Source organism: Rhizobium sp. RM, assembly GCF_013390595.1.
Lineage (GTDB): Bacteria > Pseudomonadota > Alphaproteobacteria > Rhizobiales > Rhizobiaceae > Agrobacterium.
Map to the genome: position 1 here is coordinate 472,137 of NZ_JACAWV010000007.1, position 23,531 is coordinate 495,667.

Sequence of the window (23,531 nt, forward strand, 5' to 3'; positions counted from 1 at the left end):
ATAGGGCGGGCGCTTGGCCCGGCATCGGCAGTGTTGCTGCGGTGATCTCTATTGTCTTTTGCGAAGGAGCTAGTTTGGCATGTCAAAAGTGCTGAGCCTTATCGGTCGCCGTCTCGTGCAATTGCCGATCATGATCCTCGGGATCACATTTCTCGTGTTTTTCATCATGTCGTTTTCGAAGGTGGACCCAGCCATCACCGCATTAGGTGAAGGCGCCTCCCTGGAAGCGCGGCTTGAGTATCGTGCCGCCCATGGTCTTGATGATCCTCTGCCCACCCGCTACGTGACCTTTCTGACCGGACTGGCGAAACTCGATCTGGGGACATATTCGGCCCGCCAACTGCCTGTCATCGACGAGATCGCCCGTGCTTTCCCCGTCACGCTGCAATTGACGTTTCTTGGCCTCATCATCGCCGTCGGCTTCGCACTGATGCTCGGCATCGTTGCGGCGGTCTATCGCGATCGCTGGCCCGATCAGGCCATTCGCCTGCTGTCGATCGCGTCGCTGTCTACCCCATCTTTCTGGTTGGCGATCCTCCTGATCCAGGTGCTCGGCCACAAGGTTGGATTGTTCTCGATCTTCCCGGTCGCCGGAAAGCTACCAGCTATGACGGACAATTTTGGTGGCTGGTTATTACGCATGTTTTTGCCAGCCTTTGCCTTGGCCATGCCGGTCATCGGCCAACTCTCGCGTGTCGTGCGCACATCGATGGTCGAAGAACTCGACCGTGACTATGTTCGCACTGCTCTTGGCGCCGGGATACCGCGGCGCGTCGTGGTGGCACGCAATGTCCTGCGCAACGCCCTGATCACACCGATTACCGTGCTTGGCCTGCGCATCGGCTACCTTCTAGGAGGTGCCGTCGTCATCGAAATCATATTCAACATCAATGGCATGGGCATGCTCATCATGAATGGCGTGACCAATAACGAACCCAATCTCGTGCAAGGCGTAACGTTAACCGTAGCGCTCGCCTTTGTGGTGATCAATGTCGCTGTCGACCTGCTTTATGTGTTGGTCAACCCGCGTATCAGGACGGTTTGAAGTGCTTAGAATTCAACTCACAGAAAGGCTTTCGACACCCGGCTCGCGCCTGTCGGGCCTGCGCCAGCTCCCGGCTGCCTCAAAAATCGCTTTGGCCATCCTGCTGTTCATCTTTCTGATGGCGGCTCTGGCCCCCCTGGTCGCCACACACGATCCGCTGGCAACCGGACTGACACGTGGCCCTTCCGCCCCAGACGCAACCTACTGGTTTGGCACCGACCGGCAGGGCCGAGACGTATTCTCCCGACTGCTTTATGGCGCAAGCTATTCTCTGATCATCGGCATCGGAGCGACAGTGGTCGCGCTGCTAGTGGCATCTGTTCTCGGCGCAATCGCGGCCACCGCAAGCTGGTGGGTAAAGGAGGCGCTGATGCGCGTCCTGGACATGATCATGTCGTTCCCCGGAATTGCATTGGCCGTCGTTTTCGTCACCGTCTTTGGGCAATCTCTTCCGGTTCTGATCCTGACGATCGCATTCCTCTACACCCCGCAGCTAACGCGCGTCATCCGCGCCAATATTATCGGCCAATACGGTGAGGACTATGTGGCCGCAGTGCGGGTCATGGGCGCATCGACGCCACGTATTCTCATCAAGCACGTCGCCCGCAATTGTCTGGCCCCTATCCTGGTCTTTGCGACCGTACTTGTCGCCGACGCAATCGTGTTCGAAGCTTCGCTCTCCTTCATCCAGGCCGGTGTCCCAGATCCGGAGCCCTCCTGGGGCAACGTGATGGCGGCAGGCCGCCAACTCGTGATGTCGGGAGCCTGGTGGCCGACCTTCTTCGCCGGCGCACTTATTACCGTGACTGTTCTGGCCCTCAATATTCTGGCAGAAGGCATGACCGATGCCATGGCGGCACCGCGCGCCCGCTCGAAAGTGAATGCAGCAACAGTTGCTGCTGCCACAGACAACTTTCAGGCACAGCAACCCGACCGCACCCATTCTTCATCCTCGTTCAACGAGCCTGCCTCTCTACAGCAACGTCTTGACGCTTTACGCACAGTCGAACGCGCCCGTAGCGATCGCCCGCATTTTGAAGGCGAACAACAGCCATTGCTCGAGGTGAAAAATCTCAGCATCGCCTTCCCACGGCATGGCAATGTCGATGTGGTGGACAACGTTTCCTTCTCCGTGCGGCCTGGCGAAACGCTCGCTCTCGTCGGTGAATCGGGCTGCGGCAAGTCCATCACGTCGCTCGCCATCATGGGCTTGCTGGACCCCAAGGCACGCATCCGAGGCGAAATCCTCTTTGAAGGTCGCAATCTCCTGACAATGACGGAGCGTGAACGCAATGCCCTGCGTGGCAAAGGTATTGCAATGATCTACCAGGATGCGCTGTCGTCGCTCAATCCAGCGATGCTGATCCGCTCTCAGATGAAGCAGCTCACGGTGCGAGGCGGCACCCGCAGTGCCAAAGACCTGCTCGAACTCGTCGGCCTCGATCCGGAACGCACGCTGAATTCCTACCCGCACGAACTTTCCGGCGGCCAACGGCAGCGCGTGTTGATCGCCATGGCACTGACCCGAGATCCAAAACTGGTCATTGCCGACGAGCCGACGACCGCACTCGACGTAACCGTGCAGAAGCAGGTTATCGAGCTTCTCGACAAGCTACGCCGAGAGTTGGGCTTTGCCATGGTGTTCGTGTCGCACGATCTGGCTCTGGTCGCGGAGATTTCCCACCGTATCGCAGTAATGTATGCCGGCCAGATGGTTGAGCAAGGCCCAAGCCGCGACGTGCTCGCGCAGCCGGTTCATGAATATACCCGTGGTCTGCTGGGCGCTGTGTTGAGCATCGAAGCCGGTGCTGAGAGACTTCACCAGATACGCGGCACTGTCCCTTCTCCCAGTGAATTTCCGCCCGGTAACCGGTTTGCTCCGCGTTCGTCAAATCCGTTGCGCAACGCCGGTGTGATCACTGTCATGAAACAGGTTGGCCAGACCGGACACTTTTATGCCGCCCATCCAGATGATGACCCGATCGCACCGAAGGAGGACGTCGCATGAGTATCCAATCCCTCTCACAAGGTGCGGTAAAACCGGTCATCGAATTGCGCGATGTCTGTGTCGACTTCGGAGTCCGGGCCACAACATTCTCCAAGCCCGTTTTTGTTCGTGCGGTCGATCATGTGTCTTTCGCCGTATACAAGGGGCGGACCCTCGGCATCGTCGGCGAATCCGGTTCTGGCAAATCGACCGCGTCCAAAGTGCTGATCGGCCTTCAACAGCCGAGTTCGGGTGAGGTTTTATTTGACGGCCAACCGGTCCGTCGCTTCGATGCCGCCACTCGTCGACGTATGGGACGTCTTGTTTCTGTCGTGTTTCAGGACCCAGCGACCGCCCTCAACGCACGAATGCTGGTGCGCGACGCGCTGACAGACCCACTTGAGGTCCATGGTATCGGCAATGCAGCGAGCCGTCGCTCCCGAGTATCGGAGCTTGTATCGCTGGTTGGCCTGCCGCAGTCGGTGCTGGATGCCATCCCCGCTCAGCTTTCGGGCGGACAACGCCAGCGTGTCGCCATCGCCAGGGCACTTTCGCTTGAGCCGCAGATCATTGTTGCCGACGAACCAACCTCGGCTCTCGACGTCTCGGTACGTGCGCAGATCCTGAACCTTCTACAGGATCTGAAGCGAGAGCTCGGACTGGGTATGGTTTTCATATCGCACGACATTCAAACAGTGCGCCACATCTCGGATGAAATCGCCGTGATGCGCAATGGCAAGATCGTGGAATTCGGTCCCAGCAATCAGGTCCTGGACACTCCAAGCCAAGCCTACACGAAAACGCTTCTGGAGGCCGCACCCAGCCTGCTGCATGCGCCCCTCAGTGCTCCCACTCCTCTTTAACCACACAAAATCTGGATCACCATGACCCATACATCCTTCCACGGAATCATTCCTCCGATTGTCACCCCTCTGAATGCCGACGGCAGCGTGAACTATGCCGATCTGGAGAAATTGGTCGAGCATCTGATCGCCGCTGGCGTGAACGGCCTTTTCCCGCTCGGTTCGACCGGTCAGGTTGCCTATCTGACGGATGCCGATCGCATCGCTATCGTCGAAGCCGTCTGCCGTACGACGGCCGGTCGCGTTCCAGTGATCGCTGGCGCCATAGATCTGACCGCCGCGCGTGTGGCCGAAAGCGCGCGCAAATTGCTGGATGCCGGTGCTGATGCAATCGTCGCGACGGCGCCAATCTATGCCATCAGTGACGAGGGCGAGATCGCGGATCATTTTAGAGCCATCCGTTCAGCCATCGACGCCCCTCTTTTCGCCTACGACATTCCTGTGCGCGTCCACCGCAAGCTTTCCCAGAAGCTTCTGGTCGATCTCGGCACCGAAGGCGTTCTGGTCGGCGTGAAGGATTCCTCCGGCGACGACGTCGGTTTCCGTCGCCTGATTGCCATGAACGAAGCCGCAGGACACCCGCTTGCACTATTCACCGGTCATGAGGTCGTCGTTGATGCAATGGCACTGGTTGGCGCTGACGGTGCCGTTCCGGGTCTCGCCAATGTTGACGCTGCCGCCTATGTCCGCCTGTGGAACGCGGCCAAGTCCGGTGACGTCAAGGCTGCAATCGCCGAACAGGAATACCTCAACCGGCTGTTTGAAATCGTCTTTTGCCCGACAGGACGCTCCGGTGACGCAGCAGGCGTAGGCGCATTCAAGGCAGCGATGGCGGCTATCGGGCTGCTTTCAACGCCAACAATGACCGCGCCGATCAAGCCACTCGACGCGCCTGTTCTTGCCCGTATCAACACAATTCTGAAAGACGTCGGCCTGCTGAAATAAGCAGCAAGACCATACGGGCGCGACACGGTTCGCGCCCGTCCGCTGACTTGAGATCGACAGGTACCTCGAAATGAACATGAACATCTTGGAACGAATGCGTGGTGGACTGGTAGCATCCTGCCAGCCGGTTGATGATGGCCCAATGGACCGGCCGGAAATCGTCGCGGCCATGGCCAGGGCTGCAGTTGCCGGAGGTGCCGTCGCATTGCGGATCGAGGGTGTCGACAATCTCCGTGCCGTGCGTCCGGTTGTCGATGTACCTGTCATCGCCATTGTCAAAACTGACCTGCCCGACAGCCCTGTACGCATCACCGTGACGAAAGCCGACGCGCTCGCACTTGTCGAAGCGGGAGCCGATATCATTGCCTATGACGCCACGCCGCGACAGCGTACCGACAGCCGCGAACAGGTTCTCGCGGCGATCCTTTCAGCGGGACGCCTCGCCATGGCAGATTGCGCTACGCTCGAAGATGGACAGAGAGCTCTTGCCGCAGGCGCTTCCATCCTCGGGACCACATTGTCAGGCTACACGGCTGAAACCCAAAACCTCAACGAAGGCCCCGATCTCGACCTGATCGGCGCCTTCAAGACCCTTGGATCCGGTTTCGTCATGGCCGAGGGCCGTATCAACTCTCCCGGTCTTGCCGCTCTCGCAATGCAGGCCGGAGCCGATGCGGTAACGGTCGGAAGCGCTCTGACAAGGCTTGAGGTCGTCACGGGTTGGTTCGCGGATGCTGTGCGGGTAACGCCATGATCGAAGGATACGCTATTGACCTCGGCGGCACCAAAACCGCCGTTGCACGTGTCATCGCCGGCCGGGTCGACGCACGTTTGCAGGCACCGACGAATGGTGATGCAACCATCAGCCAACAGATCGATATGATGGCTGAACTGCTAGGCAAACTGGGTTTCCAAACTGGAGACAAGCTTGGCGTTGCAGTCGCTGGACGTGTCGATGCTGCGGGACGTTGGCAGGCTGTCAATGCTCGAACACTGTCGCAGATTGGCGGCGAAAACCTGCTTGAAAGCTTGCGTCACAGGTTCGGAAACAATGTCAGCGTCATGAATGATGCCGCGGCGGCGGCCTTGGCGGAGGCAAAACTGGGAGCCGGCAAGGGTGTCGATCATTTTGCCTATCTCACCGTATCCACCGGCGTCGGCGGCGGTATCGTTCTCAATGGTCGTCCGGTTCAAAGCACGAATGGATTGGCTGGGCATCTTGGCTTTGTGTCGAGCCCGCTTGGAAGGGACGTTTGCGGCTCGGGCCGTACGGGAACGGTGGAGTCGACCGCGTCAGGCCGCGCCATTGCACGTGCTGCCGAAACGGCGGATGCGAAGGCCGCATTTGAAGCCGACACTCCTCTCGCGCGTGCAGCCATTGATCGCTCTGCGGGAGCCATCGCAAGGCTTTGTGCCGACCTGAACGCGATTTTCGGACTTGATCGCGTTGCACTCGGCGGAAGTGTCGGGCTTGCTCCGGGATATTTGCAACGTGTCCTGTCAAATCTGGAAACGGAGCCGGAGCTATTCCGCGTCGCTGTCGTGCCAGCCGCACTTGGCCATGACAGTGCGCTTCTCGGCGTCCTTTTGACCCAAGGAGAAAAAGAGTGAAAGTTCTCATTTGTCCGAACCGCGATGCGGCGATAAACCGCGCAGCCGACGTGATTTCGGCACATGTTGCCGCGCACCCAGAAGCCGTACTCGGGCTTGCAACCGGTGGCACCATGCTCCCGCTCTACCAGCGTCTCGTTGACCTCCATCGCGACGGACGCCTGTCCTTTGCCGAGGTCACGACATTCAACCTCGATGAATATGTCGGGATAGCACCTGAACACGCCTGCTCCTACCATAGCTATATGAGCGAGGCGCTTTTCAACCAAATCGACATTGATGAAACTCGCACTCATCTGCCGCACGGTAAACCGGAGTGCGTAAACACCGAAGCCAAGGAATACGAGGAACGCATCAGCGCAGTCGGTGGCATTACCCTGCAACTCCTGGGCATCGGTCAGAACGGGCATATCGGCTTCAACGAACCCACATCGTCGTTGGGTTCGCGCACGCGCGTTAAAACACTGACTGAAAACACCAGAAACGCAAACAGGCAGTATTTTTCAGCAGACGAAGAGACGCCCCGTTACGCGATCACGATGGGAATCGGTACCATTCTCGATGCGCAGAAATGCCTTTTGCTCGCCACTGGCGTTGAAAAAGCGCAAGCTGTCGCGGATATGGTCGAGGGTCCACTTTCAGCGATCTGCCCCGCATCGGCCCTTCAGCTACATCCTCACACAACAGTCATTCTGGATGTCGCGGCGTCTTCAAAACTGCGCCTGACAGATTATTATCATCACGTGCATCCCAACGGGGAGGCTACACGCTTTGACTGACATGCTCATCCTCTGCGACCGCCTTTATGACGGTGTTTCGCCGTCATTTCTTGGCAATCAGACGATTGTTGTTCGTGATAGCCAAATCAAATCGGTCAAAGCAACCTCAGACGAGGACCGCTTGACAGGCAACGCCGTCAGGGTCGCTGTTGCAAGTCCCGGCATGATCGACATCCAGATAAACGGCGCAGCGGATACACAGTTCAATTTCTCGCCATCGCCGGAAGCATTGGCAACAATTGCCTGGGGCGCTCGTCAGGGCGGAACCGCTTCCATTCTTCCTACATTCATCACCGCGCATGGCCAGTCCTATCTCAATGCGATCGACGCTGTGAGAAAGGCGATTTCCTCAGACGTTCCCGGCCTGATCGGCATCCATCTTGAAGGGCCTTTTCTTTCGCCAGCAAGACCGGGCATTCACGACCCCTCGGCGATACGGCCGCTTGAGGAAGAGGATGTCTTCGCCCTGGAGCAGCAGGCCCGAGATTTTCCGGGTGTTATTCTTTTGACACTTGCGCCGGAGTGCCAAAACGCAAGTCATCTCGAGCGTCTCGCTGCGAGCGGCATTATCCTTTTTGCGGGGCATTCGGAAGCAACGCAGGCCGATCTGACAAAAATCAGCGGCGCTACTCATCTCTGGAATGCAATGCCTGCGCCAGCCAGTCGCGTGTCCGGCATCGTATCAGAGGTCCTGGGTGGCAATCGGCTGTTCGCCGGCATCATAGCGGACGGCTTCCACGTCGGCGAGCAAGCCCTGACAATGTCCGTGCGTTCCGCCGCTGACCGGCTTTGCCTGGTGACGGATGCGATGATGACTTTGTCAGGCACATCGTCCGGATTCGATCTGGATGGTCGACGTATCTCCCTCGCTGATGGTCGTCTCACAAGCGCAGACGGCACCCTGGCGGGTGCCCATATTGCCATGGATACATCGCTCCAGACCTTGATCAGGCTCACAGGTGTTGATGCGGTGACAGCCTTGCAGATGGCGACGGTCAATCCGGCGCGAGCGCTTGGCCTCGAGGAGAGGTTCGGCCGTATTGCCTCAGGATATTCGGCAAACCTCAGCCTTTTTGACGAACACCTCAATGCAACCGGCGTGGTGACGCAAGGCAATCTCCTGATGCGGAATGAGGCGACCTGAAATCCTGACAGCTCTCAAAGCGTATCAAACGGTTTTCCTGCCATCGGAGCCGTTTTCGTGAACAGCAGATCCTGATCCTGCCACTGCTCTTCGAAACTTGCGATGGAGCGCGCGCTCATATCAGGATCGAGCGCTCCCAGTTCCGCCGAGATTGCTTCAACCAGGCTGATGCCGGGAATGATCGTTGTGTAGAAGGATGTACTTTCCGCCGGCGCCAGGAGAACATAGTCGCCGTTTTCAGTCAGCGCATCGACGGCTGCATCGGTGATGATGCAGGTGGTTGCTCCCCTCGCCTTCGCCTGGCGAGCCGCCCGGATGGCAGAATTGTAGAGCCTCCAGAAGGTCACAATGATGACGACGTCGCCCTCTTTGACGTCGCCCAACGCATTTGCGATCATTACGCCGTCTGTCGCAAGTTCCATACGATAACCGCACAGAGTCGCGTGGTGCGCGAGAATATTGGCGATTGATGCAAAACTGCCTGAGCCAAGCACGATGCGACGCTTTCCGCCTGCAATAACTTTTGCAACGTCCCGGACAGATTGCCTGTCCGTGCGTCTGCGCAACGCGGTCAACTGTTCAATCTGTCGGTTGAGTGCCGCGTCAAATGGCCGGTCGGCTCCGCTTTCTTGTTGATGAACAACGCTGACTTCGGGTGCCGACAGCTTGCTCATGAACCGGGTTCGGATTTCCTGACGCAAGTCCGGCCACCCCGAAAAACCAAGGCTCTGCGCTGTTCGAGTGATGGTGGCGACATTGACTTCGGCTTTCTGCGCAAGGTCAGCAGCAGATGCAAACGAGGCATGACGAGGATCATTGATGACGGCTTGCACCACTTCATGGGCTGCCGGAGTGAGAGAATATCTCTCGTCAAGGTTGCGCAACCAGTCCTCCAGGGACTCTGCAAAAGTGTCTGCAGCGTTTTTTGCGTATTGCATTATCAAATCATCCCGTGCAAAAAATGTTGCGCGACAAAACAGCGCGCCTGCGATCCGCCACATGTGCGGGACGCGGTCATACCATATATCGGGGACCAAAAATGTATAATACTGCTGCAAGACTTGAGAGGCTGCCAGTCGGACGCTTCCAATATAAGCTGCTGATGATGGGCGGCCTGGGCTACATGTTTGAAGCCTGGGACGCGGGCATTATTGCCTTCCTGCTTCCGGCCCTGCGTGCGCAGTGGCAGTTGACCAGCCTTCAGGTCGGCTATCTGGCAAGCAGTACTTACGTCGGCTTTCTGATCGGCGCGCTGATTGCCGGGGCGATCGGTGATCGTTACGGCCGCAAGAACGTCATGCTCTGGGCGCTAGTCCTCTTTTGCCTTGCAAGCCTTGCAGGCGCTGCCGTCAACGATTGGCACCAGTTCTTTGCGCTCCGTGTCATCGGTGGCATCGGCATGGGCGCCGAAGCTGCAATCATTGCGCCGTTCCTCTCGGAATTCGTTGGCGCCAAGTATCGCGGCCGGTTTACCGCATCACTTGCAGCATTCTTCTCGTTCGGTTTCGTGATCTCCGCAGTGCTGGGTTATCTCCTGGTACCGGCCTCGGATGACGGATGGCGTTATGCCCTTATCGTTACGGCCATGCCGGTCGTGATCGTTTTGTGGTGGCGCCGTGGTCTGACAGAATCGCCGCGTTGGCTGGAAAGCCAGGGCCGTCACGAAGAAGCACATGAAATCGTCACAGCGATCGAAAAGGATTATGCTGCACGTGGCGTGTCCCTGCCGCCGGTCACCTCCACTCCGCAGGTCGCCTCCACCCCCAACACATCATTGATGGCAAACTTCAAGGCGTTGCTGTCGCCGCGTTTCCTGCGCATTACCATCATGACCTGGCTGCTCTGGGTATCGGTTACGTTCAGCATCTATGCATTCATGACATGGATTCCGAGCCTGCTCGTTGAGCGTGGCATGACGATGACCAAAAGTTTCTCGTTCTCGATCCTGATCTATGCCGCGCAGATCCCCGGCTACTTTACCGCCGCATGGCTCTGCGAAAAGATCGGTCGCCCATACACGATCGTCCTTTACATGGCGCTCGCCGCGATCTCGGCTCTTTCCTTGGCCTTTGCCACCGGCGACACGCAGGTCATCGCGCTTGCCATGACGCTCTCGTTCTTCATCAACGGCGTGGCCGCTGGCGAATATGCCTATACGCCGGAAGTGTTCCCGACCCGCATCCGTGCAACCGGCGTCGGTACGGCATCTGCAATCGGCCGCATTGGCGGCATCGCCGCCCCGATCCTGGTCGGCGCTGTCTACCCGATCGGCGGATTCGCCGGCGTGTTCGGAATGACGACGGTAATCCTCTTTGTTGGCGCATTGTCGGTTCTCGTGCTCGGCATTCCGACGAAGAACCGGTCGTTAGAAGAAATCGAAGCGGAAGAGTTTGCCGCGAGTTCGAACTGAGCAGGACGTTTCCTGATCTCGATTAAGGGGGCGGCGTTGGCCGCTCCCAAGATTACAAAAGGATATCTGTGATGCAAACTGACATGCACCTCTACGAGGCGATGAAAAAGGCAAATCAGCCGGACCCCTTCTTCCAGGCTCTCGATTCGTTGCTGCAGCGCGAGGTCGGCCATATCCTGTTCACCCTGCTTGCTGTCGATGGCGGCGAGGTTGTGCGCATCTACTCTTCCGACACCGAGCATTATCCCGTTTCCGGTCGCAAACCGATGACGGACACACCTTGGGGCCGACATGTGATCGGTGAACAGAAAAGCTTTCTGGCCAAGGACATGGATGGCCTGAAATGGGCGTTTTTCGATCACGAACTGATCGCCAGCCTTGGTGGCGGCACGCAGATCAACGTTCCGGTCATCTTTGATGGAACGTGCATCGGTACGATCAACCTGACACACCGCGCCGGAAGTTATGACGAAACCCACGTTGCCCGCGTCGAGGCTCTCGCCCCGTGGCTTGTCCCCTATTTTCTTCAGGCCGCACGCCAATCCTAGCCGCTGGCGCCTATCCCGCATTCCCAGACATTCGATTGAAAGCTTATACCAATGACAACAGTTCTCTTGAAAAATGCACGCGTGGTCGACGGATCGCAGGATAAGCCAACGGATTTGGTCGACATCCTGATCCGAGACGAGCTGATCGTTGAGGTCCGCAGCGGCGTGAGCGAACATGCCGATACGATCATCGATCTCGCCGGCAAGATCGTGATGCCCGGCCTGATCGACGGACATGTGCACGTCATTGCCACCAAGCTCGATCTCGGCGCCAATGCGGATCTGCCGAATTCACTGGTGGCACTACGTTCCGCCAACATCATGAGAGCGATGTTGATGCGCGGTTTTACCACGGTCCGCGATCTCGGTGGTGCTGACCACGGCCTTGTTGAGGCCCTGGACGAAGGAACGATTATTGGCCCGCGATTGATTATCTGTGGCAAGGCGCTGTCTCAGACGGGTGGTCACACCGATTATCGCGGCCGCTTCAACCGTAGATCCGTTGAGCATTACCCCGATCAACTCGGTGCGCTGGGCCGCATCTGCGACGGTGTTGACGAAGTTCGTCGCGCCTCCCGCGAAGAAATCAAGGCTGGCGCACAGTTCATCAAGTTGATGGCAAATGGCGGCGTATCATCGCCAACTGACCCGATCGCCAACCTCGGCTTTTCTCGCGAAGAATTGCTCGCTGCCGTCGAGGAGGCAGAAAACGCTCAAACCTATGTTGCCGCGCATCTTTATACGGACGCTGCCATCCGCCGCGCTATCGAATGCGGCGTAAAATCGATCGAGCACGGCAACCTGATCACGCCTGAGACAGCGAAACTGGCAAAAGAACGTGGTGCGTTCGTGGTTCCCACCAACATTGTCTATGATCGCCTGGCCAAGGATGGCGCTTCACTCGGTCTGCCACCTGTGTCGGTTGCCAAGATTGAAGATGTTCGCAGCGCCGGCTTCAACGCACTCAAGGTTCTGCATGAAGCGGGCGTGACGATGATCTACGGCACCGACCTGTTGGGCGAGATGCACGAACATCAGTCCGAAGAGTTTGTCCTCAGAGGCGAACATCTGCCGGCTGCGGACGTCATCCGCTCAGCCACGCTCGATGCGGCAAAGGCGCTTGGTTATGAGGGCAAGCTCGGGACCGTTGCCGCTGGCGCGTTCGCCGATTTGATCGTGGTCGATGGCAACCCGCTGGAAGACCTCTCTCTGCTGACCGGTCAGGGCCGCCACATGCCGTTCATCATCAAGGGCGGCGAATTCGTCAAGACATCCTGATCTCGTGACACTGGTGTTGCACCTGCAGATGCGGAAACATGTTCCGCATCTGCTTCAGCTTTTTAAATCCACTCAATAAACCTGCCCTGACATATTGGGCATTCGATTTCGCGGTTAAGCGTTGCGATCTCCGGTAACCGAGAGTATGTTCCCTCTTTGTTTCCACATCATGCCGCCTGAGACGGCTAAGCTGCCAAGACCGCAATGAATGACGTTACCGAGATCCGAAAGATCATCCATGTCGACATGGATGCGTTTTACGCCTCCGTGGAACAACGGGATAATCCTGAATTGCGGGGCAAACCGGTCGCGGTCGGAGGTGCTGCCGCACGCGGCGTCGTTGCAGCAGCAAGTTATGAAGCCCGGGAATTTGGCGTGCGTTCCGCCATGCCCTCTGTCACCGCAGCGCGCAAATGCCCTGAACTCATATTCGTGAAACCGCGATTTGAGGTATATCGCGCTGTCTCACAGCAAATTCGCGCGATTTTTGCAGAATACACGCCTCTGATTGAGCCCTTGTCTCTCGATGAAGCCTACCTTGACGTCACCGAGAACTTGAAGGCAATGCCGATCGCAAGTGAGATCGCATTGGAAATCCGCGCAAAGATCAAATCCGTTACCGGGCTCAATGCATCGGCAGGCATTTCCTACAACAAGTTCCTGGCCAAGATGGCATCTGATCTCAACAAGCCGAATGGACAGGCGGTGATCACGCCAAAATATGGCCCCGCATTCGTCGAGCAGCTCGCGGTGAAGAAATTTCACGGCGTGGGACCGGCGACAGCCGAGAAAATGCACCGGCTTGGCATTGAGACCGGTTCCGATCTCAAGGCAAAGTCGCTGGTGTTTCTGACTGAGCACTTCGGAAAGTCAGGCGCCTATTTTTACGGCATTGCCCGTGGCATCGATGACCGCCAGGTTCAACCGGATCGGGTTCGCAAATCCGTTGGCGCCGAAGACACATTCGTAAAAGACATCGACGATCTCGAACTCGCAATTGCTGAGTTGCGGCCGCTTGTCGACAAGGTATGGAATTACTGCGTAGAGAGAGAGATCAGCGGAAAAACCGTGACGGTGAAGATCAAATATTCCGACTTTACCCAAGCCACCCGCAGCCGGACCGGCGCCCTTCCCTTCGCCAATACCGTGGATATATTCGAGGCTGCGTCTGCGCTGTTGACCAGCGTCCATCCGTTCAGACACTCTATACGCTTGCTCGGGGTAACACTATCATCACTCTCAACGGAAACAGACCAGCACGATACCCAGTATCAACCGCAATTTGATTTCAATCTGTAGCCATAAACGAAAAAGCCTGCCGCGGGAGGAGGTGCGGCAGGCTTTCGAAAAAAACCGAACAGCGACTGGGAGGAGGAGTGTCGCTGTTCCCTCAGGCTTCCCTGGGAGGAGGAGTGGGTCGCCTGAAACCCGAAGCTCTGTGGGAGGAGGTACATCGCTTCGTTGAGTTGATATATACAGCATCCCGGAAATCCCGTTAGGGGTCAGACCGCAGCGCAGCCATGCGCAAAATGCAAAGCTCCAGAAAACCGTGCATGATTTAAGGCAATCACGCCCTGAAACGGTCGAAGGCAGTCAACCGCTTCGTTAACGGGTCAGCTTCCGAATATCGGTATATTTCGGTCCGAAGGTAATGAAGCTCAGGTTCCAGATCCGTCTCGTCGACTTCGATCCACCAGGATTTGGGGCGGCCTTCGCTGCCATCGGACCAGCGATAACCACGCGCCTTCAGATGGTCCTTCATCTCGAAGGGACTGTTTTCCGCAAAAATCCGAACTCGGGAGCGCTGGCTCGCCCGATAAAGCTCACCAAAAGGCGTCAAACTCACCGCATCGACTTTCCGGTCTAACACTTCCAGCAAAGCAAAGCAGTCATCCACGGCGCGGTGACCATCGTGGAAGAAACCAGCCTGCCCAATCAGATAGCCAAGCTTGGTGCCTTCGAAACCCCTTGCCGACCAATCGATCTCTGCATTCGAGCAAGCCCAGGCCTTGTTGGCGAAGATCGGCGAGAACGCCTCGCAGAACGGACGGTCGAAACCGGCATTGTGAGCAATGATCAAATCTGCGGGATCAATCAATGACTGCACCGCCTGCAAGTCTATAACTTCGCCCGCAACCATTTCATCGGTGATACCAGTCAATTTCGTGATTTCGGCGGGAATGGAAGTGCTCGGCTGCTGCAAGCCGCCGTAAATGCCCGTGACATCGCCGACTGCACCGTGTTCGTCGAAAGTGAAAGCGATCAGCCCGATCTCGATAATCTCGTTTTTACGGTGGCTGAGGCCGGTCGTCTCCGTGTCCAGGATCACGCCCTTCAGAGGAAACTCGGAACGGGCATTGGCAGCAGTCTGCCGGGGTTCGAGTTTCTTCAAGATGCGGTACCGGCCGGTTGCGGCCAGGTGCGCAACCATATCACCCTCGTCCATGACTGCGGCGGCGGTTGTTTTTTTCACCCTGCCCTCTGCGGCAGGCTTTCCCCGCACCGGTGTCTGGTCATCTGAAAACATATCGAACTGTGTTGGCACGCCTAGCATTTCCTGTCGCATCGTAGGAGATGCTCTATCACGCCAACACGCCGACGTCATTCCTGCTGTCTGACGGCATCAGCCCGGGATTGGTGCGCCGGTTGGATCATGAGGGCCGTCGAAGAAGAGATAAATCGCGGCGATTCTTCCGTTACGAGCGACGATGAAATCCGTGCCGGCATAAGAGGGCTTTTCACCCGGTTCTCCCGCAACCCATCTCACCCGACCCGCCTGTTCATGCAGAACCTCTGCGGCGGATAGTGTCTGATATCGGAATGTCGGATGCGCGGCGCGAATGACACCGGCGATCCGAACGATCTCATTGCGACCGTGATAAATCCCATGCGGCTCGATAAAGACCGCATCCTCGTGAAGAATTTCTTCGGCGACTTTCTGGCTGAGGGCGTCATCGCCCTCCCCAAAAAGCTCCTGAAGATTCCGTTCCAGCAGTTTAGCGATGTCTGCCATTGTGGTTCTCCTTGGAGACAGAGCGTCAAATCTGGACTTGGCCACCGTCGACAAACAGCTCCACACCGTTGACGAAGGACGCATCATCCGATGCCAGGAAGAGGACTGCCTTAGCGATTTCGTCCGGTTGGCCGACCCGACCTGCAGGAATGAGGCTTGCAAGGTAATTCTTGGTGCTCTCGGCGCTTTCACCGTTACCGAACAGTTCGTTGAGACCAGCCGTATCCGTCACTCCCGGGCTGACGGCGTTGACGCGAATGTGGCGATCCTTCAGATCGAGTATCCAGTTGCGGGCGAAATTACGGACGGCAGCCTTTGTTGCAGAATAGACGCTGAAGGCCGGTGTGCCGGAGATGCTCGTCGTGGAAGACGTCAGAATGATCGAGGCACCATCCCGCAACAGCGGTAGCGCCTTTTGAACCGTGAACAACGTCCCCTTGACGTTGGTATCGAATGTCTTCTGGTAATGCTCTTCGGTGATTGCACCAAGCGCTGCCATCTCGCCACCGCCGGCGTTGGCGAACACAACATCGATGTGCGAGTGCTTCTGCTGGATTGCATCATAAAGCCGATCGATATCTGCCAACTTGCTCATATCAGCCTGCACACCGATCACGCGACCGCCAATTGCCTTTACAGCGGCATCAAGCGCATCCTTGCGACGACCCGTGATAAAAACTGATGCCCCCTCCTCTACGAAGGCTTTTGCGGTTGAGAGACCGATACCGCTCGTGCCGCCTGTCACGACCACGACCTTGTTTTCGAATTTCTTACTCATTGTCTTGTTCCTTCTTGACGGCCCCGTTGCCGTTGGAGAGAACATGACAGCAGAACGATGGCGCAAATAGACGGCATTTTTACGACCCAGCGTTCCATATGGAGAACGATAATGCGGACTGATCTGAACGACCTCGTTTATTTCGCCGAAGTGGTGAACCACGGCGGCTTCGCGGCTGCAGGCAGAGCGCTCAACGAACCAAAGTCGAAATTGAGCCGGCGGGTCGCGGGGTTGGAAGCGCGTCTCGGGGTCCGCCTAATTGAACGATCCAGTCGTCGTTTTCGCGTAACCGATGTCGGGCAGTCCGTTTATGCGCGATGCAAAGCGATGCTGGCGGAGGCAGAACGTGCGGAAATATTGGCTGCAGAAGCGAAATCAGAGCCGCATGGCCTGATCCGCATGAGTTGTCCGACCGGCTTGGTCGAGCCTATTTCCGATCTTGTGAACCAGTTTCTGGTGCAGTACCCAAAAGTACGACTGCAACTGGTCGCCATCGACCGCCCTGTCGATTTGATCGAAGAACGGATCGATGTGGCACTGCGTGTCCGTACCTCGCTCGACAGCGACGCATCCCTGACGATGCGATCGCTCGGAAACTCGATCCGCATTCTTGTCGCAAGTCCGCAGATGGCGAGCCGAATTGGCGATATAAAGCAGCTTGCAGGTCAGCCGACACTCTCGACGACAGATGATCAGGCCGAAGTTAACTGGTTTCTGGAGACTGACGACGGCCGTACAGATACACTTCGCCACGAACCACGTATCGGCTGCACGGACTTCAATGCGGTCAGGGCAGCGGCGATAGCGGGGCTGGGTGTAGCGCTGCTACCTGACCACACATGCCGACAGGCCCTCGATGAGGGCAAGCTCGTTCGGGTGTTGCCGGCATGGCGCGGGATGACGGGACTTGTTCACCTCGTCTTTACGACCCGACGTGGCCTTCCACCCGCTGTGCGCAAATTCATCGATGCTTTGGCCGCAAATTTCCCGAAAGACGCGTTGGCGTGATGAAACACCTTTCAGGATAGAAAGACGATCAGAAGCCTGCTTCGCGGAAAAGGACCATGAGGACACGCCGCCACATGCGTTCTGCAAAACTGACACCTTCGCCATGAAGCAGCATGACGCCCTGAACGGAGCGTGGCGGTACAAAGATGTCACCATCAATTGTGGCAACAACGGCATATTGCGCCGAGACTGGCACCAGGCGTTGTCTCTTGCCTTCTGACGCAACGTGGACAGCGATAGCGCCGTGATGTTGTGAAGAGAGTTGCGGAACCTCGATTTCCCTTGCCCCGGCTTCAGCAATGGCCGCCAGTGTTACGGGCAGTCTCGGCTGAGATATGTCATCCGGCACAAACCAGCCAGCCGCATTGGGCGACAGTCGCGCACTGTCGTTTCCGGCGACATATCCGCGAGCCACTGAGCCTTGGCCGGAGGAGAGAAAGGCGATCTGCTCCGCACGGCCAACCCATTGTCCGGGCAAAATTTCCGGATTGACGTCTGTAATCGTCCCGTCGAACGGTGCCCTGACGACGAGAGCCGTTCGGCGTTCTTCAAGTCCGCGCTTTCGGGCCAGCGAGCTGCCAAGTTCGCTCTCAATAACGCTGCGCTGCGCAAGATCGTCAGCGTTGGCAGCGACTCGCGCCAAACGGGAACGCGCAAGCTCAATTTCGACCTCGGCAATCTTCAACTCTTCACTGATCTGCGGCGCATCGATGACAAACAGGACATCCCCCGCTTTCACCACCTGCCCTACTGAAATATCAAGCCTTTCAATCCGTCCCGGCTCCTGAGGATAGAGCCGCAGGAACTCCTGCGGATAGATGACGGAAGGTGCGGTCACACGGGTGGAAAGCGGTAAAAAGGCCAGCGCCACCAATAATCCGAGGATTGCAACAGTCACATAAGTTCGACGGCTACGAAGAATGTCACTGCGCATGGCCCACCACTCCTTCATTTCCATGAAAACGGGGCGAATGATGAAGAAACCGATCTCGACGACGAAAAGCAAAATGCCGACAAGCTTGATGGTGAAGTGATAGACCAGAACCGCAATGCCGAGATAAAGGGCCAGCCGGTAGATCGCCGTCGCAATCGCATAAAGGGTTAGCGTGACATCAAGCGCGGGCGGAAAGACTTCAGGTGCCGGGTGGCCAGGTTTGAACAGGAAGTCCCGCAGGCGCCACCGCATATGCCGGAAGCTCCGCGGCTGCAGGTTCTCCACGCCAAGCAAATCCGCCAGAATGTAATAGCCATCGAAGCGCATGAACGGGTTGAGATTGACCAGCAGGCTCAAAACGACACCCGTCGCTGCCAACACGAAAAGTGCGCTGCGCAAAGGCCCATCCGGTACAAACACCCACCCAAGCAGTGCGTAGGCTGCCACCGTCAATTCTACCAGCATACCGGCGGAATCGATTCTCAACCTCTGCCACCGTGACTTCAGTTTCCACGCATCACTGACATCCGTGTAAAGCAGTGGCACCATCACCATGAATGCAACGCCCATGGTCGGAATGCGGCAACCGAAACGATGTGCCACATAGGCATGCCCCAGTTCATGCAGGCATTTGATGAAGATCACCGAAAGGATGGAGATTACGGCACCTTCAAGCGAAAACACGAAGGGGAACGTGCCGACGAAAGCATCCCATTGACGAGATACGAGATAAAGACCAATCAATCCCGCGAAAGCAGACACACACCAGAATCCACGACTGAAGAGGAACCCGATATACGGCCATGTCGCGCGGATAAACCACTCAGGCCTGACCAGCGGTATCTTGAAAAACAGATAGTTGTGAATGAGCCGCATGAATATCGAATGTCGTGGCTGCGCCTTCTGGTGCAAAGCCCTCCATCCGCCCCGGGTCGGCTGGACCAGGAGCAGATTGTGCTCCAGCATACGCACGATCGTTCCGATATCGTCTTCCGACATCCGCTCGATAAAGCGGGCATTCACGGTCTTGAGCAGAGTTCCGACTGTACGGCTCATATTCCAGAACCGCAGCACCTCGAACATCTCGTACGTGATCCGGAAAAAGCGGTTCCGGATTGGATCGAAGATCACCCAGGCGGGTGCCCCGGAGTAACTTGCCCCCACCCTGACGATCTGTAGATCCTCACGCAGGATCGGCAGCGGCGCATCGGTGGGCTGAGCGGTAATCATAAGCCAAACCGTTGGCGAATAACGGAGATTGGTTTCCGGAACAGGTAGTAGGCCAGCGCCACCTTATCGCCACTGATCTGCGCAGTTCCACGAATACCAAGCCGCATACCGGGTTTGTCACCATCCAGGGCGGCATAGATGCGATAGGCCAGCACGTCACCTTCCACCATGCGAGCCTCAAAAGAGACGGCCTCAACTGTAGCATTGGCCGGTTTCAGCGGATCTGAATCGAGAAAGGCACGGACCTTCGCTCCTTTCGAAACCGCAATCGCGTCGGCAACCGGCACATCAATCCGTAGTTGCATGCGCGTCGGGTCCGCCACTTCCATGATGCGTTCGCCCGTTGTGACCGGACGCCCGATCCAGTCGCGCCGGTCGGTGTAGATTGCAATCCCATCCGATGGTGCTCGCACGTCCGAACGCTGCAGCATATCGCCGGCATAGTTTCGTTTTGCGGCGGCGACCGTTAGCTCGCTTCGGGTTATGGCAAGATCTGCCCGCAGTTTCGGATCGGAAACCGCGCCTTGTGTGACCTGCATCAGCTTCGCCTCGGCGACACGCACGTCCTGCTCTGCCACAGCGAGTTCGTTGCGCAGCATGACGTCAGACATTTTCAGAAGCGGTTCACCTTGCCGAACCATCTGATTGGGATTGACGATGATGCTCTCAATCACACCATCCATTGGCGCCGCAATGATGCGAGGGGAAATAGGCGCCACTTCAACCGGCGCTAAAACGGTGAGCGGAACGGGGTAGAAACCGAGAGCGATGGCAGCAATCAGCGCCGCACCGAGTAACGGTTTCATCCTGACCCGACGTTTCAGGCGACGTTTGCCGGAAAGCGCGGCCCAGGCGTGCGAATAGGTTGCTGCCAGCCGTCGTGGAATGGTCAGCCCCGGCTCGTTCCAGGGGACTTCGCGGGCGATCAGCATGCCGCCGAACACCGTGCCGTCGCGAAGCTGAAACGGCAACCAGGCCATGAAACGGCTGGGATAGGTTTTATGCTCCTCATCATTCAACGGGCAGAACGCCGGAAGCGCAAAATCACAAACGTCCTTGAGACCTCTGTCGTTGCGAAGATTGCTCACGATGGCCTCGATCCAGCGGATACGAGGCGAGTTGCGATCAATGCCGCTCACTGACGTCGCTGCCTTGACCGCAAGGTTCTTTTCAGATCCGGCCAGAACAAAAACCTGGCGGCACTTGGCAATGTGGATTGTTTCGTTGGCGATCAGAAACGCCAACTCGCCAACAGTTTCCACGTGCCGTGCTTCCGCTTCAATACGCAAAAGCAGTTCGTATGCCCTGGACGCGGCCTGTCCCGCATCTGTCGTGATGCGTTGGGATGAAGCAGCCGTCGCCTTGATCTCTCGTTCCATCCGTTACTCCCCGGGCACGGGGTTGAATTTTGTCGCCCCACTCATTCCCGGCAAAATTCCTTTTGTATCGCCGGAAAACCGCCCCGTTACCTTGACCGTCTGACTGACAGGGTCAACCGTTGCAGCGATCCGGGCAACTTCCGCCTTTTTCTGTTCGCCGGTCTCATCGATCGCGATGGTGAACGGCGCTCCAGGTTTCAGCCATCGTAGCCAGGGAGAGGGCAGAAGCGTTTCAATCTCGAGATCTCCAGTGCTAACGACCTGCATAAGCGGTTGATTTGGCTCCGGTATTTCGTGCTCATTTGCGCGCATGAAAGCCACGCGACCATCGTAGGGAGCCCTGATGACACAGCGTGCCATCTTGCTTCGAAAGGCTTCCAGTTCCGCCGCCGCCTGGTCGGTCTTTGCCTTGGACAAATCGACCTCGTAGGAGCCGACGGCCTTTGAACGCGCGAGACGCATATTGTTTTCATGCGTGATTGTTTCAGCACGAAGCACGGCTTCCGCCGATTTCACCTGCGCTTCGAGGTCGCGGCAATCGAAGGCGGCCAGAACATCACCTTTGGAGAAATCCTGGCCCTCGCGAAACGGCAGAGAAACGATCGGAAGGCTGAGATCCGTGCCAATCATTGCCTGATTGACGGCTTTGACGATACCTCGCGACGCCGTGCCGTCATCCTGCGCATAAGCAGGATGACCACCTGGCGTTACAGTCGCGATTGCAAGAACAAGACCCAATACATTCCATGTCTGCACGTCGTACCTCCCTCACGCCGTCAGCGGTGCCCGCTATTTGGCGGTGGCCACCTCTATCTTTGCGGGACCACCGGTATCGGTCCACATTGTCCTGAGTTGCAGCGCCATCTGGTCTATGCTCGAACTTGTAGACAGCCCGGCCGGGAACGGGTCTACGCCAAGAGAGGCGTAGATGTTGGCATAGGCATTCTGCAGATCGGCATAGGCCATATCGAGCTTGGCATCGGCAAGAAGCGCGTTCATCTCCTCACGGATGAGGATCTGCTCGCTGGTCTTCTGAGCATTGGTTTCCTCGCGTACCTGCTTGAGGATGCGGTGAGAGACGTTGGAGAGCGCTGCCGCCGTGCCATAAGATTTGTTGAGGTGGGCATAGCGCGTGCGGCTGATGTGAACCTGCGTCATGATCGCCATAGCAACCGACAATGCGCGCGCGTCCAGAACCTCTTTCTCCGCCTCGATCTTCTTGTTGACCGCCGGCATGCTGGCAAGCTTCATTGCATTGAAGCTGACCTTGGCGCCCCATGACAGCCAGTCATTCGTGGCGATGAATTCGTTGGAATCGTAGTTGGCTCCAGCATAGACGTTGAAGCCTGGCAGGATTTCCAGAAGGGCCGCATTAACTTCCTTCTCGTTGATCCTCGTGCGGTAGGCAACTTCACGCATCTCCGGACGGTTCTCCACCGCGATACGGAACATTTCCGGCATATTGTCCGGCACCGCCAGACGCGTCGAAGCGCGTTTTGGCACCGTCAGTGTGAATTCCGTTCCGGGCGTCACGTTCATCAGCGCTGCAAGCTGGCTCTTGGCAACCTTCAGTTCGCCCTCCAGCATCTCGACTTCGCGTTTCACTTCGATCAGCTCGCGCTCATAGGTCAGCGCCACCAGCGGTGAACTCTCGCCACTTGATGACAGGCCACGGGTGTCGCGCAACGCCCTCGCCACGCGGCCTTCAAGCGCCCGCATTCGACCAACCAGACGTTGATAGCTGACCGCCCGCCAGTAGGCGGTGCGCACATCTTCGATGACCTTGTTGACGATACGTCGTTTCATCTCCTCCTGTATCAGAGCCTGATCAGCGGCCTGCTTGGCTCGAACATAAGACAATCCGAAATCAAGGATATTCCATGAGAATGTCAGATCTGCTGTTCTGATACTGTCGTCACGCGTTGAGGGTGTCGACGGATCCGCTTGGTCACGTCCTGCATAACCTGCACCCGCCACCACTTTAGGCAGCGCACTGTAGCTGACAAGATCAGCCTCGCGCGTTTTCAGCGCGGCCTGCATGATCTCTACCTTGGTGTCGAGGTTGTATTTCAACGCCCTCGCCATCGCATCATAAAGATCGATCGAACCGGTAATGGGTTCCTGATTTGCCGTTGCCCTAACAAGCTTCTCATGCCCGAAAACAGCGTTTGCCTCGGGCGTAAGGGGTTCTGTCCGCACCGTACAGCCGGCAGCAAGCAGGACAACAGGCACAGTCCAGATAAATGGGAACTTCACTGCGTCACCTCGTATGTCATCACTACGAAACCCTTGCGAGAAGCAATACCAGGGAACGCACGGCTCCAACGTTTCAACCAGAAGAAACGTTGTGTCGGAAACCTAAGGGCCGTTAAATGATTGACGGATATGGTTAACAGGACCTTAAATCGTCGGTCTTCATACTTGCAGGCAAAAATTGCCCTCCCGTTGAGGATGCAGATTTTCTTGACAAAAGTCAGGAAGACGTCGACCCCACAGGGATTTATGTATACATTCTCACTTGCTAAAGCTTGCCGGCCGAAATTAGTTTTTTGTTAACGAACGCACCGTCAAGTTTGGAA

21 protein-coding genes are annotated in these 23,531 nt (G+C 57.1%); 13 read left to right on the top strand and 8 right to left on the bottom strand.

Going from position 1 to position 23,531, the window contains the following annotated elements; all coding sequences use genetic code 11:
* The first annotated feature begins 79 nt into the window (after window positions 1-79).
* The 8 genes from HWX89_RS06795 to nagA all read left to right on the top strand — a co-directional run bounded on the left by HWX89_RS06795 (window position 80) and on the right by nagA (window position 8,374).
* A complete protein-coding gene (locus HWX89_RS06795) occupies window positions 80-1,045 on the top strand; it encodes an ABC transporter permease (RefSeq protein ID WP_138792236.1) in 966 nt (321 codons plus the stop codon).
* A gap of 1 nt (window position 1,046) precedes the next feature.
* Window positions 1,047-3,053, top strand: a complete 2,007-nt coding sequence (locus tag HWX89_RS06800) for a dipeptide/oligopeptide/nickel ABC transporter permease/ATP-binding protein (RefSeq protein WP_210271305.1) — start codon at window positions 1,047-1,049, stop codon at window positions 3,051-3,053.
* A complete protein-coding gene (locus HWX89_RS06805; RefSeq protein ID WP_138792234.1) occupies window positions 3,050-3,895 on the top strand; it encodes an ATP-binding cassette domain-containing protein in 846 nt (281 codons plus the stop codon). Before HWX89_RS06800 ends, HWX89_RS06805 begins: the two co-directional genes overlap by 4 nt.
* Before the next feature lie 21 nt (window positions 3,896-3,916).
* Window positions 3,917-4,840 carry a dihydrodipicolinate synthase family protein gene (locus tag HWX89_RS06810; protein ID WP_138792233.1) on the top strand — a complete coding sequence of 308 codons (924 nt, stop codon included), beginning with the start codon at window positions 3,917-3,919 and terminating at the stop codon, window positions 4,838-4,840.
* A gap of 76 nt (window positions 4,841-4,916) precedes the next feature.
* Window positions 4,917-5,594: an N-acetylmannosamine-6-phosphate 2-epimerase gene (locus tag HWX89_RS06815; RefSeq protein ID WP_138792232.1), complete on the top strand. Its 678-nt coding sequence runs from the start codon at window positions 4,917-4,919 to the stop codon at window positions 5,592-5,594.
* Entirely contained in the window at window positions 5,591-6,451 is an 861-nt protein-coding gene (locus tag HWX89_RS06820) for an ROK family protein (RefSeq protein ID WP_138792231.1), read from the top strand. Before HWX89_RS06815 ends, HWX89_RS06820 begins: the two co-directional genes overlap by 4 nt.
* Complete coding sequence (gene nagB, locus HWX89_RS06825; RefSeq protein WP_138792230.1) at window positions 6,448-7,230, top strand: glucosamine-6-phosphate deaminase; 783 nt, start codon at window positions 6,448-6,450, stop codon at window positions 7,228-7,230. Before HWX89_RS06820 ends, nagB begins: the two co-directional genes overlap by 4 nt.
* Window position 7,231: 1 nt before the next feature.
* Complete coding sequence (nagA, locus tag HWX89_RS06830; protein ID WP_246705117.1) at window positions 7,232-8,374, top strand: N-acetylglucosamine-6-phosphate deacetylase; 1,143 nt, start codon at window positions 7,232-7,234, stop codon at window positions 8,372-8,374.
* 14 nt (window positions 8,375-8,388) lie between these two features.
* Here the strand turns inward: nagA and HWX89_RS06835 are convergent, their stop codons facing one another.
* Complete coding sequence (locus HWX89_RS06835; protein ID WP_138792228.1) at window positions 8,389-9,312, bottom strand: MurR/RpiR family transcriptional regulator; 924 nt, start codon at window positions 9,310-9,312, stop codon at window positions 8,389-8,391.
* A gap of 101 nt (window positions 9,313-9,413) precedes the next feature.
* Here HWX89_RS06835 and HWX89_RS06840 point away from each other — a divergent pair, with 101 nt between their 5' ends.
* The 4 genes from HWX89_RS06840 (at window position 9,414) to dinB (ending at window position 13,909) form a co-directional block, all read left to right on the top strand.
* Window positions 9,414-10,784, top strand: a complete 1,371-nt coding sequence (locus HWX89_RS06840; RefSeq protein WP_138792227.1) for an MFS transporter — start codon at window positions 9,414-9,416, stop codon at window positions 10,782-10,784.
* Between the two features lie 71 nt (window positions 10,785-10,855).
* Window positions 10,856-11,332: a GAF domain-containing protein gene (locus tag HWX89_RS06845; protein WP_138792226.1), complete on the top strand. Its 477-nt coding sequence runs from the start codon at window positions 10,856-10,858 to the stop codon at window positions 11,330-11,332.
* Window positions 11,333-11,383: 51 nt separating this feature from the next.
* On the top strand, window positions 11,384-12,610 hold the full coding sequence (locus HWX89_RS06850; RefSeq protein ID WP_138792225.1) for a metal-dependent hydrolase family protein: 1,227 nt from the start codon (window positions 11,384-11,386) through the stop codon (window positions 12,608-12,610).
* 204 nt (window positions 12,611-12,814) lie between these two features.
* Window positions 12,815-13,909 carry a DNA polymerase IV gene (dinB, locus tag HWX89_RS06855; protein WP_178340649.1) on the top strand — a complete coding sequence of 365 codons (1,095 nt, stop codon included), beginning with the start codon at window positions 12,815-12,817 and terminating at the stop codon, window positions 13,907-13,909.
* A gap of 268 nt (window positions 13,910-14,177) precedes the next feature.
* On the opposite strand, the gene HWX89_RS06860 is transcribed toward dinB, so the two are convergent.
* From HWX89_RS06860 to HWX89_RS06870, 3 genes are all read right to left on the bottom strand, one after another.
* The gene (locus HWX89_RS06860; RefSeq protein ID WP_502707589.1) at window positions 14,178-15,164 is read right to left on the bottom strand and encodes a 3'-5' exonuclease; all 987 of its coding nucleotides are present in this window, start codon (window positions 15,162-15,164) and stop codon (window positions 14,178-14,180) included.
* Window positions 15,165-15,233: 69 nt separating this feature from the next.
* Window positions 15,234-15,623 (bottom strand): nuclear transport factor 2 family protein, encoded by a 390-nt coding sequence (locus HWX89_RS06865; RefSeq protein WP_138792224.1) that lies wholly within the window; start codon window positions 15,621-15,623, stop codon window positions 15,234-15,236.
* 25 nt (window positions 15,624-15,648) lie between these two features.
* The gene (locus HWX89_RS06870; protein ID WP_138792223.1) at window positions 15,649-16,401 is read right to left on the bottom strand and encodes an SDR family NAD(P)-dependent oxidoreductase; all 753 of its coding nucleotides are present in this window, start codon (window positions 16,399-16,401) and stop codon (window positions 15,649-15,651) included.
* Window positions 16,402-16,512: 111 nt separating this feature from the next.
* On the opposite strand from HWX89_RS06870, the gene HWX89_RS06875 reads away from it, so the two are divergent.
* On the top strand, window positions 16,513-17,409 hold the full coding sequence (locus tag HWX89_RS06875) for a LysR family transcriptional regulator (protein ID WP_138792222.1): 897 nt from the start codon (window positions 16,513-16,515) through the stop codon (window positions 17,407-17,409).
* Between the two features lie 28 nt (window positions 17,410-17,437).
* On the opposite strand, the gene HWX89_RS06880 is transcribed toward HWX89_RS06875, so the two are convergent.
* Genes HWX89_RS06880 through HWX89_RS06895 form a run of 4 tightly spaced genes read right to left on the bottom strand, consistent with a single transcriptional unit; the run spans window position 17,438 to window position 23,208 of the window.
* Window positions 17,438-19,573: a site-2 protease family protein gene (locus HWX89_RS06880; RefSeq protein WP_138792221.1), complete on the bottom strand. Its 2,136-nt coding sequence runs from the start codon at window positions 19,571-19,573 to the stop codon at window positions 17,438-17,440.
* Window positions 19,570-20,952 carry an efflux RND transporter periplasmic adaptor subunit gene (locus HWX89_RS06885; RefSeq protein ID WP_246705098.1) on the bottom strand — a complete coding sequence of 461 codons (1,383 nt, stop codon included), beginning with the start codon at window positions 20,950-20,952 and terminating at the stop codon, window positions 19,570-19,572. The genes HWX89_RS06880 and HWX89_RS06885 overlap by 4 nt, the downstream gene beginning before the upstream one ends.
* Window positions 20,953-20,955: 3 nt before the next feature.
* Window positions 20,956-21,708, bottom strand: coding sequence for an efflux RND transporter periplasmic adaptor subunit (locus HWX89_RS06890; RefSeq protein ID WP_138792220.1), 753 nt, complete (start codon window positions 21,706-21,708; stop codon window positions 20,956-20,958).
* Between the two features lie 33 nt (window positions 21,709-21,741).
* On the bottom strand, window positions 21,742-23,208 hold the full coding sequence (locus HWX89_RS06895) for a TolC family protein (protein ID WP_138792219.1): 1,467 nt from the start codon (window positions 23,206-23,208) through the stop codon (window positions 21,742-21,744).
* Window positions 23,209-23,531: the final 323 nt, after the last annotated feature.

What these genes read in the sequence shown, in the direction of transcription:
- HWX89_RS06795 (WP_138792236.1), top strand. Translation starts at nt 80, where the DNA reads ATGTCAAAAGTGCTGAGCCTTATCGGTCGCCGTCTCGTGCAATTGCCG.
- HWX89_RS06805 (WP_138792234.1), top strand. Translation starts at nt 3,050, where the DNA reads ATGAGTATCCAATCCCTCTCACAAGGTGCGGTAAAACCGGTCATCGAA.
- HWX89_RS06810 (WP_138792233.1), top strand. Translation starts at nt 3,917, where the DNA reads ATGACCCATACATCCTTCCACGGAATCATTCCTCCGATTGTCACCCCT.
- HWX89_RS06815 (WP_138792232.1), top strand. Translation starts at nt 4,917, where the DNA reads ATGAACATCTTGGAACGAATGCGTGGTGGACTGGTAGCATCCTGCCAG.
- HWX89_RS06820 (WP_138792231.1), top strand. Translation starts at nt 5,591, where the DNA reads ATGATCGAAGGATACGCTATTGACCTCGGCGGCACCAAAACCGCCGTT.
- nagA (WP_246705117.1), top strand. Translation starts at nt 7,232, where the DNA reads ATGCTCATCCTCTGCGACCGCCTTTATGACGGTGTTTCGCCGTCATTT.
- HWX89_RS06835 (WP_138792228.1), bottom strand. Translation starts at nt 9,312, where the DNA reads ATGCAATACGCAAAAAACGCTGCAGACACTTTTGCAGAGTCCCTGGAG.
- HWX89_RS06840 (WP_138792227.1), top strand. Translation starts at nt 9,414, where the DNA reads ATGTATAATACTGCTGCAAGACTTGAGAGGCTGCCAGTCGGACGCTTC.
- HWX89_RS06845 (WP_138792226.1), top strand. Translation starts at nt 10,856, where the DNA reads ATGCAAACTGACATGCACCTCTACGAGGCGATGAAAAAGGCAAATCAG.
- HWX89_RS06850 (WP_138792225.1), top strand. Translation starts at nt 11,384, where the DNA reads ATGACAACAGTTCTCTTGAAAAATGCACGCGTGGTCGACGGATCGCAG.
- dinB (WP_178340649.1), top strand. Translation starts at nt 12,815, where the DNA reads ATGAATGACGTTACCGAGATCCGAAAGATCATCCATGTCGACATGGAT.
- HWX89_RS06860 (WP_502707589.1), bottom strand. Translation starts at nt 15,164, where the DNA reads ATGCTAGGCGTGCCAACACAGTTCGATATGTTTTCAGATGACCAGACA.
- HWX89_RS06865 (WP_138792224.1), bottom strand. Translation starts at nt 15,623, where the DNA reads ATGGCAGACATCGCTAAACTGCTGGAACGGAATCTTCAGGAGCTTTTT.
- HWX89_RS06870 (WP_138792223.1), bottom strand. Translation starts at nt 16,401, where the DNA reads ATGAGTAAGAAATTCGAAAACAAGGTCGTGGTCGTGACAGGCGGCACG.
- HWX89_RS06875 (WP_138792222.1), top strand. Translation starts at nt 16,513, where the DNA reads ATGCGGACTGATCTGAACGACCTCGTTTATTTCGCCGAAGTGGTGAAC.
- HWX89_RS06880 (WP_138792221.1), bottom strand. Translation starts at nt 19,573, where the DNA reads ATGATTACCGCTCAGCCCACCGATGCGCCGCTGCCGATCCTGCGTGAG.
- HWX89_RS06885 (WP_246705098.1), bottom strand. Translation starts at nt 20,952, where the DNA reads ATGGAACGAGAGATCAAGGCGACGGCTGCTTCATCCCAACGCATCACG.